This is a genomic window from Pelotomaculum terephthalicicum JT (genome assembly GCF_022410535.1).
GTDB classification, from domain to species: domain Bacteria; phylum Bacillota; class Desulfotomaculia; order Desulfotomaculales; family Pelotomaculaceae; genus Pelotomaculum_D; species Pelotomaculum_D terephthalicicum.
In genome coordinates this window covers 1-10,706 of sequence record NZ_JAKNBL010000060.1, presented here as the reverse complement: position 1 = coordinate 10,706, position 10,706 = coordinate 1, and the positions used below count along the sequence as shown (strand labels likewise).

General features: G+C 48.4%; 9 protein-coding genes. All 9 read right to left on the bottom strand.

What is annotated here, in order from left to right; all coding sequences use genetic code 11:
* Nucleotides 1–436: 436 nt before the first annotated feature.
* Nucleotides 437–1,165: an ABC transporter ATP-binding protein gene (locus tag L9W92_RS17885; RefSeq protein ID WP_240085104.1), complete on the bottom strand. Its 729-nt coding sequence runs from the start codon at nucleotides 1,163–1,165 to the stop codon at nucleotides 437–439.
* Nucleotides 1,166–1,185: 20 nt separating this feature from the next.
* Nucleotides 1,186–2,364: an ABC transporter permease gene (locus tag L9W92_RS17880; RefSeq protein ID WP_240085101.1), complete on the bottom strand. Its 1,179-nt coding sequence runs from the start codon at nucleotides 2,362–2,364 to the stop codon at nucleotides 1,186–1,188.
* A gap of 74 nt (nucleotides 2,365–2,438) precedes the next feature.
* The gene (locus L9W92_RS17875; protein WP_240085100.1) at nucleotides 2,439–3,821 is read right to left on the bottom strand and encodes a phosphomannomutase/phosphoglucomutase; all 1,383 of its coding nucleotides are present in this window, start codon (nucleotides 3,819–3,821) and stop codon (nucleotides 2,439–2,441) included.
* A gap of 17 nt (nucleotides 3,822–3,838) precedes the next feature.
* Nucleotides 3,839–4,912, bottom strand: a complete 1,074-nt coding sequence (locus tag L9W92_RS17870) for a mannose-1-phosphate guanylyltransferase (RefSeq protein WP_240085099.1) — start codon at nucleotides 4,910–4,912, stop codon at nucleotides 3,839–3,841.
* A 46-nt stretch (nucleotides 4,913–4,958) separates the two neighbouring features.
* On the bottom strand, nucleotides 4,959–5,966 hold the full coding sequence (gene galE, locus L9W92_RS17865; protein WP_240085103.1) for a UDP-glucose 4-epimerase GalE: 1,008 nt from the start codon (nucleotides 5,964–5,966) through the stop codon (nucleotides 4,959–4,961).
* A gap of 59 nt (nucleotides 5,967–6,025) precedes the next feature.
* Entirely contained in the window at nucleotides 6,026–6,580 is a 555-nt protein-coding gene (locus L9W92_RS17860; RefSeq protein ID WP_240085098.1) for a metal-dependent hydrolase, read from the bottom strand.
* Entirely contained in the window at nucleotides 6,580–7,920 is a 1,341-nt protein-coding gene (locus L9W92_RS17855; RefSeq protein WP_240085097.1) for a lipopolysaccharide biosynthesis protein, read from the bottom strand. Before L9W92_RS17855 ends, L9W92_RS17860 begins: the two co-directional genes overlap by 1 nt.
* Before the next feature lie 82 nt (nucleotides 7,921–8,002).
* On the bottom strand, nucleotides 8,003–9,301 hold the full coding sequence (locus tag L9W92_RS17850; RefSeq protein WP_240085102.1) for a Coenzyme F420 hydrogenase/dehydrogenase, beta subunit C-terminal domain: 1,299 nt from the start codon (nucleotides 9,299–9,301) through the stop codon (nucleotides 8,003–8,005).
* Nucleotides 9,301–10,551, bottom strand: a complete 1,251-nt coding sequence (locus tag L9W92_RS17845) for a polysaccharide pyruvyl transferase family protein (RefSeq protein ID WP_240085096.1) — start codon at nucleotides 10,549–10,551, stop codon at nucleotides 9,301–9,303. The genes L9W92_RS17850 and L9W92_RS17845 overlap by 1 nt, the downstream gene beginning before the upstream one ends.
* Between the last annotated feature and the right edge of the window lie 155 nt (nucleotides 10,552–10,706).

Sequence of the window (10,706 nt, the reverse complement as noted above, 5' to 3'; positions counted from 1 at the left end):
CTTTGCCATGCCCATTTTTAGGAATGTCGTGAAAAGGACAGTCTTTTTAGCCTGGCATGCCAGAATTTCCAGTTGCTTTATTCCAGATTTAATGATTCCTCCCATCTAATGCCGAGAGCCTATTTAAAAATATAAACGTACAACCTTCCTTAGTAACAAGCCCGGCTGTCTATAGCCGGGCCTCCACCAAGCACTACATAGCTCCTTTGCTGGTACTCCTCCAATCCGTTTAACTCTGCCTCACCCCCTATTAACATTTTTACAATAGGTGTTTACTGATTGATTATCAATAAACTCACAGAATTAATAATTACTTAAATTTAATTCTCTACATTAAATAGATCATTAAATAGATCATTTTTTATCAACTCTTTTAGTGACTTACTCAAAATGTCTTTTTTAATTAAAATAACATTTACAAGATAAATGTCTATAATTATTGTTTAAAAGCAGCAGGATTTTGTCTGTTTTTTACAATATCTTGTCTGGATTTGCAATGACTAATTACCTGCCCGTCCACCAGCCTGATATTCCTGCCGCAATTATCCGCCACCCGCTGGTCATGGGTGGCCACCAGCACTGTTTTCCCCTGCTGGTTCAACTCCTTCAGCAAATCTATGATTCCCGCTCCAGCTGCCGAGTCCAAATTGCCTGTGGGCTCATCCGCCAGAATCAGTTCCGGGTCCAGCAGAAGCGCCCGGGCAATGGCCACCCGCTGCTGTTCACCCCCGGATAGCGCGCCCGGACGGCGGTTCTCTTTGCCTGTCAGTCCCACCATGCCCAGCAGTGCCAGCGCGCGCTTACGGTAATCTTTCCCCAGAGGCAAAGCAGGCGCCAAGACATTCTTCAGCGCGCTTAAAGTAGGAATCAAGTGATAAGTCTGGAAAATAAAGCCGATTTTTTCCCGGCGGAACCTGCAAAGGGCGGTCTCTCTTTGCGAGGTAAACCTTTTGCCCGCGAAAAAAATGTCGCCGGCTGTGGGTCGGTCCAGAGCGCCCAGCAGGTTCAGCAGGGTGGTTTTACCGCACCCGGAGGGGCCGGTCAGCGCTACAAGCTCCCCTCTCCTGATTGCCAGGTTTCCAACGTCCAGCACTTTTACCGCGAGATTAGCTTTCCCGTAAACCTTGGTCAAGTTTTTAACCGCAATCAATACGTTTGGCTGCACCAAGGCAAACCCTCCAAACTTTAAACTTCCCTGAGAATCTTTGCCGGCGCCGCGCTGTTCGCGCGCCAGGCCGGGTAAATTCCTCCCGCCACCCCAATTAGAATGCCGGTCAGAAACACGCTGACAGTAACCTGCCGGGAGAGAACGGCGATATCCGCGGCAATCAAAACCCTTGCCGCGGCAAGCCCCGCGCAGCCCAAAGCCACTCCCAGGGCGGCGCCGCACAGACTTAAGGTCAGGGACTCCACCAGCACCATGCAGATGATATTAGCCGGAGTCCACCCCAGAGCCTTCAGAATACCGAACTCACGCATCCGGTTGATTACGGACAAAAGCATTACTACCATGATGGACAGTCCCCCGGCCACCACGGCCACCAGGGAAACAGCCATTAGAAACTTACCCAGGACGTCAATTATATTTTTGACCGGATTTAAAACCTCTCCGGGCACCACCACTTGCAGTTCCGGCTTCTTACCCGTTAGCTCTTGTTGAATAGCCTCAGCGGTGGATTCCACATTGTCCATACTGTCCACAACGACGTTGATGGCGGAAACGCTCCCCTCCGTTATCTTGCCGATCTCCCTGGCCAATTTTTCAGAACCGCTGAAAGCCCCGTCCAAAACCTCGTTGCCGGTCTGGTAAACACCCACGACTATTAAGTCCAGTTCTTTTGCCCGGCCCCCCTCCATGCTCAGGAAGGGATAGGATTCCCCTATTGCAAACGGGGAATTTAATAAGCTCATATATTCCTGCAGGCTTTTGCCAATGATGATTTCCTTTTCATTACGTGGGGCGGTTCCCTCAACAATTTTGTTATACGGATTGTTGTCCAGATCACGAATTTCTTCCAAACCATAGCCAAACAAAGGCATGGCGTAATCATTATTTTCAGGCCGCAAAACCACCGAAACCTGGGAATAAACCTTTTCCACATGGGCTATGCTTCTGATGTCATCAATATAGGAAGAAGGTATCGGCCGGGTGCCCATGCCTAAATACAACCCGCCAAAGATCGCGTCCCTGCCGGAAATCGTGATCCTGTTGGAAAGCTCGCTAAAAGTGCCTTCAACCCGGTGTTCCATCCCCGCGGCGAGAGAAAAAAGGATTGTCATAAGCGCGGTGCCAAAAGCCACCCCCAGCACTGCCAGGGCTGCCACCGCTTTTTTACGAAAAGCGTTTTGAATGGAAAAAAACATTAACGACAAGCCCTCATCCCCATTTTTCTACAATTATCACCTTTAGTGTGGTTTAGCGCGGGACCTTAATGCAATCAGCACTCCCACTCAAAGTCTGCCACTTCCGGGAACTCCTTCAGGGCTTCTTTCATAATGGAGCAAATACGCTGCATTCCTGCTTCAGTTTTTGCCTCGCAGCGGGCCACCAGCACCGGCTGGGTATTGGAAGCCCGCACCAGACCCCATCCGTCGCCAAAGAGCACTCTTGCCCCGTCCACATCAACCACGGGATAATTCCGCTTAAAACGCTCAGCCAGCCCACTGACAACCTTGAATTTATCCCAGTCCGGGCAAGTAACCCTGGTTTCAGCCGTCGAGTAATACTTTGGTATAACTGAAAGCATCTTTGAGAGCGGCGCGCCGGAATTGGAAAGGAGCCGCAAAAGGCGGCCGGCTGCGTAAAAGGCATCGTCAAAACCGTAATACTCATCCGCGAAAAATATGTGCCCGGACATCTCCCCGGTGAAGATCGCCCCAATCTCTTTCATCTTGGCTTTGATCAAGGAATGACCCGTCTTGTAAAAGAAAGGCTTTCCGCCAAGACGCTCCACCTCGTCCACCAAGGCCTGGGAGCACTTCACTTCGATGATGGCCTCGGCGCCTGGATGCCTTGGCATGATTTCCGACCAGTAAAGGCACATCAGCAGATCTCCCCAGATGATGTGCCCGGCCTCGTCCACCACACCGATGCGGTCCGCGTCGCCGTCGAAGGCCACGCCGAGCTCCGCCCTCTCTTCAAGCACCGCTTTTCTCAACTCTGCCAGGTTGACTGTTTTAACCGGGTCCGGCTGGTGGTTCGGAAAGGAGCCGTCGGAATCACAATACAGCGGGATCACAGCACAGCCCCAGTTGTTTAATATCTTTTCGGCAAACAAGGCAGCCGTGCCATTGCCGCAATCGACAGCCACCTTTAACTTTCTCGGCCCAAGCCGTATTTTTTTTAACAGCATATGCTGGTACGGTTTGACGACATTTACCATTTCAAGGCTCCCGGAACCGTAACGCCACTCTTCGTCCAGCATTAATTTTTTGAGCTTCTGGATATCATCTCCGTAGATGGTCCCGGCCCCCAGGGCCATTTTAAACCCGTTTTCCTCCGGCGGGTTGTGGCTGCCGGTGATCATCACCGCGGCGTCAATGCCAAAGTGGACCCTCGCGTAGTAGAGCATTGGCGTGACCACCAGGCCCAGATCCACCACGTCGCAGCCTACGTACATAAGTCCCTTCACCAGAGCGTCGCGCAGGCGCTCGGAGCTTAAGCGGTTGTCTCTCCCCACCAGCACTTTACATGAACCCTTTTGCAGCGCCACAGTGCCAAAAGCTTTGCCCAGAAGTGTTGCAGTCTCATCCGTAAGGTCCCTTTCCGCCACGCCCCGAATGTCATACTGGCGAAATATATGTTCATTAATAGTTGCCATTTAAGCTACCTCCTTTTTTACAGCACTTCGTCCAGGCCCTCGTCCTTTAAAGCCTGTACCACCTTTTTGAGCTCCTGGGCCCGGTTTTTGCGGCATACCAGGAGACTGTCGCGGTCGTTCACCACGATTAAATTCTCCACCCCAATCACGCCAACCGTCTTGCCGGGGGAATAAACGAAAGTGTTGCTTGTGTCCAAAAATACACCCCGGCCTTCAATGGCATTGCCGCACTCATCCTTTTCAGCGTAGCGCTCCAAAGCCGTCCAGGAGCCAATATCGTCCCAGCCGAAATCTCCCCTCATCACCAGGACTTTTTCCGCCTTTTCCAGAATACCGTAGTCCACCGAGATTTTGGGCAGCCTCGCATAGATTTCTCCCGTTACGGCCAGGTATTGTTCCGTCCCCATGCTCTGTCCAATAATATTCAAGCCCCGAGCCAGTTGCGGAGTATATTTTTCTATTAGCTGACTAATTAAATCTACCCGCCAGATAAACATGCCGCTGTTCCACAGGTAATTCCCTGTGGAAAGAAATCTCACCGCCCTGGCGTAGTCGGGCTTTTCCAGGAAACGGACAACCCGGTATGCCGGCACGCCGGTAAAGGTGTCGAACAATTCCCCCTGAAAAATATAGCCATAGCCCGTCTCCGGCCTGTGGGGGGTGATGCCCAGGGTCACTATGTCTTCTCCCCGCCAGGCTGCCGCCACCGCGCTTTTCAGTATTTCCTGGAAGCGGGGCACATCACTGATGTAATGGTCCGCCGGCAGCACAATCATTACTTCCCGGAGGTCTTTACGCTCCAGGACCAAAGCAGCCAGTCCAACGGCAGCCGCGGTATCCCGCCCAAAGGGCTCGATGATAATGTTTTCCTCCGGCAGTTGCGGCACCTGCTTCATGATTATTTTTTTAAAATCCAAACCCGCCACTATGTAAGTGCCGGATATTCCAACCAAATCCTGCACCCGCTCCACAGTAAGCTGCAGCATCGTTTTGTCGCCGACGAGATTCAAAAACTGTTTGGGCACCGTCACCCTGCTGCGGGGCCAAAACCTCTCCCCCCGCCCGCCGGCCATGATTACGGCAAAAGGCATACTTCACACACCCTTTCGTTATAAAATTTTATTGTTCTAAACTTTTTCACTGAGAAATATTCTCAGATTTTTTCTTAAAGCCCTGGGGGTGGTTCCTGTGCCAACGCCAAGCTGTCTCGATGATCGCCCGCAGGTCGGTGAAGCGAGGCTGCCAGCCCAGCTCGGCCTTTATTTTTTTTGAACCGGCCACCAGCATCGCCGGATCTCCCGGCCGCCGCGCCCCGTATTGCACAGGGATACGTTTGCCTGTCTCCTCTTCGGCCGCCCTGATTACTGCCAAAACAGAGTAACCGCTGCCGTTTCCTAAATTGTATACCGCTGAAGGAGCCCCTGAAGCCAGTGCCTCCATGGCTAAAACATGAGCGTCAGCCAGATCATCGACATGGATATAATCCCTGATGCAAGTGCCGTCCGGAGTAGGGTAATCGGCACCGAAAACCTCCAGGCAAGGCAGACGCCCCATGGCCACCTGCAGTACCAACGGGATTAGGTGGGTTTCGGGAGCGTGGTCCTCTCCGATATCCCCCGCCGGGTCTGCTCCGGCAGCGTTAAAATAACGCAGGGCAACATAGCGCAGGTCATAGGCCTCACTATACCAGCGCATCGCCCCTTCCAGGGCGAGCTTGGTCGCACCGTAAGGGTTTGTCGGAACGGCAGGGTGCTCCTCAGGAATCGGATTCTCTCGCGGCTCCCCGTATACCGCCGCGGTTGAAGAGAAGACCAGGTAACGTACTCCTGACTTTACCATGCTGTCTAAAAGCGATAGTCCCTTAACCAAGTTGTTATAATAATACCCGGCAGGTTGAAGGACCGACTCCCCCACCAGGCTGTTGGCAGCGAAATGCATCACCGCCTCAATATCATGCTTCCGAAAAAGGCTTTTCAATAACAAGCGTTCGGCGATATCCCCCCGTACCAGTTGAACACCCCGCACGGCGGCCTCATGTCCCTTGGAGAGATTGTCCAGCACCACCACATGGTGTTTTTTGCCGACAAGCGTACGGACAGTGTGACTGCCGATATAACCTGCTCCACCGGTAACCAGAATATTCATTTTCACTACCCCCTTCTATCAATAATTTAACTGCCCTTCCCGGCGTGCTAGCTTACTTTTCATGTAATAGTGCTTTTCACTCTGCCGTTTACTATAAAACAGTATAAATTCTTGCTCAAAACCAAATCTGCAATAAAGAGCATGATAATAGCGCCGCCAAGTATTTCAGGTACGTAGTACCAGGGGTCGGTCAAGAGGTTTACCCACAAACGCAGCCAGTTCTCCGGATCTCCTTTGGGGAAGCCCCAACCGAATACCGGCCACAGGAAAGTTTCGGGGAAGCGCCACATGCCATCCAGAAAACAATGAACAGCATTGCCTTCGGCCACCGCCAACAGTCCCGGCCTCTTGTATTTAAAACATACAAATATGCCTGAGATAATTAGAAAGAGCAGAAATAAAAGGGTATGCGAGTATATGCGCCCGTTTCCGAGCGTTTCTTTCAATACAAGTCCCCCCAGCGGCTTGTCAATAATGTCCGGCAGCATAGAGCCCAGACAAACAAGCCTGAAATCTATCAGATCCGTAAACTTCTTTATTCCCCGGCGACTCAAAATCTTTGCCAAACCCTTGGTAATGCCAAGGGTTATTCCAACATGCGCTAAAAGCAGCATTACAAATTCACCTTTGCAAAAGACGTATTGTCATCCGATATTTGTTTTTGACGCAGCACCTTCAACAGCGGCCCCACAACTACTGCCGCTATCAAGAAATTAGCCAGGGCATAACCTGCTCCGATGCCGCTTAAACCAATCCTGCCCAGCAGCCAGTACCCCAGCCCCAAAGCAAGGGCGGAAAGAGTCCACGTTTGCATAATAATCAAGTGAACCCGCTTTTTCACCTGGCTTACCGTAATAAAAAGGATATTGACACTCTGGGGTATTACCGCCAGCGCCAAATAGCGCATCACACCCGTGCCGTGTTCGCTATATCCGGGACCGAAGAAATGGAGCAGCCACCCGCCCAGCCAGATCATCACTCCTACCGCCGGCAAAGATAGAAGCAGAGTAACAGCCAGGACCCGCCTGCCGTCCCGGCCCAGCCTCTTTTGGTTGTGGGAGCCCTCGGCAAAAAGAGACTGGGCCGCTCCCGCGGGGATGAAGGTCAGCACCTGCACCATCATCCAGGCAATGTAAAAGTAAGCGTTTTCCTCAGAGCCGAGTGTGTTTAAAACCATTAACGGATAAATAAATCCGAGGATATTATTAAACAAATTACCGATATAATTGGCAAAGGAATAGGGCAATACTTGCTTCATCATCTTCCCGTCCAATAAAGGCTTGGGAAAGTAGCCCCTGTAAACCGCGGGCAAAAACCGGAGCCAGGAGAGGGCCACTCCCGCCAGAGTGGCTGCTCCATTACTTGTAAAAATGCCATAGCCCTGCAAATGAGCAAAAACAAATATCGGCAGGGGCAGCTTGACCAGGCTGATAAACGTGTTCTGCCAAAAAACATAGTTTGCCGAACGGCCGGCCGTCAGCACGCGCTCAACGAGAAGCGCCAGAATCGTGGCTACGGAAAACAACACAAATAGAAAAGACATCCAAAAGCTCTCTCGCACAAAAACCAACGCCGGCGACCAGTGAGCCATGCCGGAAAGATAAACAATCGACCCCAGCACCGCGATTATGCCGGCCAGAGTAAATCCGCTGTTAATCAATGCGCCGGACTTTTCTCCAGCCTGCGGTAAAAAACGGATCATCCCTATTCCCAATCCCAAGCTGGCCAGCATGGCCACCAGCCCGGAGGCGGATACGAGCCCGGAACCGATGCCTACTTCAGCAGGCGTAAAATACCTGGCCATGAGGTTCCAAAAAACAAAGCCCAAGAACGACGTTGTCAAACTGTTCAGCACGAGGTAAAAAGCATTGTTATAAAGGGAGGAGCCATGAACATTTTTCAAATAAAAATATTCTTTGATATTTCGCTTGATTTTTTGCTTGTTTAGCGTCAATTATCTTCAAACCTCTTACGGCTAATCCGAGCGGGGAAATCGCCAGCTTTTATTAGCCGGGTTATTATAATTTAATCTAAAGTTAATTCCTCAAGAAAAGTGATTTGACTCTTTTGCCAGCTTTCCAGGTATAACAACATAAATCAACTGCATAAAAAGAATAATCGCCGGACCGGATCAGCAGGTAATCAAATGCCGCTTTGAACAAATCCGTAATTTTTACTTTTCCCTTTGGACGCCCTGAGTAGAGAGGTATACTTTGTTTAAAAAATTTTACCAGCATCCTTCGTGCTCTATTGCGCTGTCTAACCTCCTGCAAAAGCTGTGATTCCTTTATTCTTTCCTTTCCGATTTCCGAACCGGCAATCACTCCGTCTTCAATTGCTTTATTAATTAAATCATCGGCAAAAGGACTTCTCACAATAAAAAGAGTGCTTCCTATTTTTTCGCTCCTGTTATATTCCGGAAGATAGGGATCCATAAAGGAAACGTCACCAAGCTCACCGCTCTTATCATCGCAGAGAAAACACCTGCGAGGCCAGAAAAACCTTTGGAAAATGAAACCCCAGTATTTAAAATCCAAGTGTTCAACAAAGCGTTCACTTCCGTCCTGATACCTGACGGTCATTGCGCCGGGCCAACCGTTACCCCGGTAGAATATTTCTTTAACCGCCCGACCGGTGTTTAACTTGCTCAAAAGATATTGAGTTGCCCGAAAGGTAGGAGTATGGTTGCATACTAAGCAGAAATGCAAAATTATCTTTTCTTTTAATTTTTCATTTGCTTTTTCCGCTTTTCTAACGCCGGCGATATGGCACGGCAACCCCACCACCGCGTAATGCCCTTCAGAGTAAAGAATCTCTCTCAGTGAATTATTAACTGGTATGGGACAATACCGTGAAGTTCTGGCGCAGATAATCTCTTCTATCGTCCTTGCGACAAAAGAATACGGCTCTAATGGCTTTCTCTCATCGGCCCTGACCACCAAAGCGCCATCAATTATTCTTTCTTTTAAAGCGTAAGCTAATAAAGCCGTGATTATTCCTCCCGATGACGAGGAATATCTAATGTGGCAATCGGAGGCGCAACCGGCATAGCACTTAATGAGGCTGCCGAGCAAAGGATCATTTGCCTCTTGGCCAAAAACGATCTGGTTTAGGTTTTTGAGATCAATCTCGCGCCCCGGACAGACGCTTAAGCAGATTCCACAAAGATTGCATTTGTCTTTAGCAATATTAGGAAGATATATACCACTTTTCTGATCAATTTTTAATATAATAGATTTTTTAGGACACACGGCTGCACACGTACCGCATCCCGTACATAGCCAGGAGCTGATTATCCCGGCAGATTCCACATTATTTGACGGTTTCATATTCATCACTCAATTACTTGCTTAACTACTTCAGCAGCCTGCAAAGCAGATTCCCTGGCTTGTTCAGCCTTTTCCGACAAGTATCGACGAACTTTTTCTCTATCTTTCCATTGTTTTAATGTCGCTTCTATTAAGTGCTCCAGGCTCGTGGACTGGTAGTCGAAGACAAACTCATCAAGGCCGACCAGGGACATAATTCCTTTATATTTATGAGCCCACCCTAAAACAATGGTTGGAACACCCGAGGACAAGGCCGCGATACAGGCATGCATATAAGAGCCCATAAACATATCACACCTACTTATAATGCCTTTTAGTTCCCGGGAGGAGTAGTTGCCATTAACCACCACAACCTTGGACTTGTTCTTGAGATTTTCAAATACTCTTCTTTGCGTATCACGCGAATCTTGACTTGATTCATCGTAATGAGCCACATGCGGCACTAATATTACTTTTACTTTCATCTCCTCAATAATCGCATCAATATATTTTGCCATTTGAGATACATATTGATCATTCCTGATTTCAATCAATCTGCTTACCGAGATGCCCACCAGCGGCTCGTTATCAGTTAGCTGAATACCTTCGGAAATTAATATTTCTTTGATTCTACTATGGGGAGCAGGATCGAGAGCAAACGCGCAATCAGCTTTTAAAAAAACATTTTTATTTTTTACATTTATTGATTGCAGAGCGTTTATACTTATTTTCTCCCGCAGTATTATTGCTTTGGCCCTATTAAAGCAAAAACGTACAGGCCAACGTGAATACCATCTAAAAGGGCCTATTGATTGTGAATAGATAACATAGGGCTTGTTAAGAATAATAGCCGGCAGAACTCCCAAGCAATTTTTTATGGCAACTGAATAAAAATTTTTATGATCGGCAATTGTATCACCACTTAAGTCAATTACCATGTCAGCCTCGTTATAGGCTTTCAAGAAAGTCTGATTCAGCTTTAATTTATTTAAGCATATGAATTTTTGTAAAATAGCTGTCAAGATACATATTATTATGTGATATGAATAACAGATAAACGTGTGCCGATTGCCATTCATCGGATATCCGCGCACAGATAAAATATCATTCTCTTTATTTATTGCTTTTGCAGATTCCTGATCAAATTCATAAACATATGAAAGCAAAAGAAATTTTGCATCTCTATATACTTTTCTAAAAGCGGAAATTGTACTGACAACCTGGGCCTCAGAACCCTTATTATAGGAACAATTGGTATTAATTAGCAAAATATTCATAGCGGAATAATTTCCTCCATTTAATTACATAGCCTCTCGGCATTCGCCGAGGCAGATGGCACAAGGCTTTGCTTGAACCATCGTTATTGAATTCCTCCTACTTACCATAGAGGAATTTTTTTTAAATCCGCATCCAATTGGGAATTCGGATCTAA

Coding starts and splice junctions, on each gene's coding strand:
- L9W92_RS17860 (WP_240085098.1), bottom strand. CDS start 6,580: ATGCTGCTTTTAGCGCATGTTGGAATAACCCTTGGCATTACCAAGGGT.
- L9W92_RS17870 (WP_240085099.1), bottom strand. CDS start 4,912: ATGCCTTTTGCCGTAATCATGGCCGGCGGGCGGGGGGAGAGGTTTTGG.
- L9W92_RS17880 (WP_240085101.1), bottom strand. CDS start 2,364: ATGTTTTTTTCCATTCAAAACGCTTTTCGTAAAAAAGCGGTGGCAGCC.
- galE (WP_240085103.1), bottom strand. CDS start 5,966: ATGAATATTCTGGTTACCGGTGGAGCAGGTTATATCGGCAGTCACACT.
- L9W92_RS17845 (WP_240085096.1), bottom strand. CDS start 10,551: ATGAATATTTTGCTAATTAATACCAATTGTTCCTATAATAAGGGTTCT.
- L9W92_RS17875 (WP_240085100.1), bottom strand. CDS start 3,821: ATGGCAACTATTAATGAACATATATTTCGCCAGTATGACATTCGGGGC.
- L9W92_RS17850 (WP_240085102.1), bottom strand. CDS start 9,301: ATGAATATGAAACCGTCAAATAATGTGGAATCTGCCGGGATAATCAGC.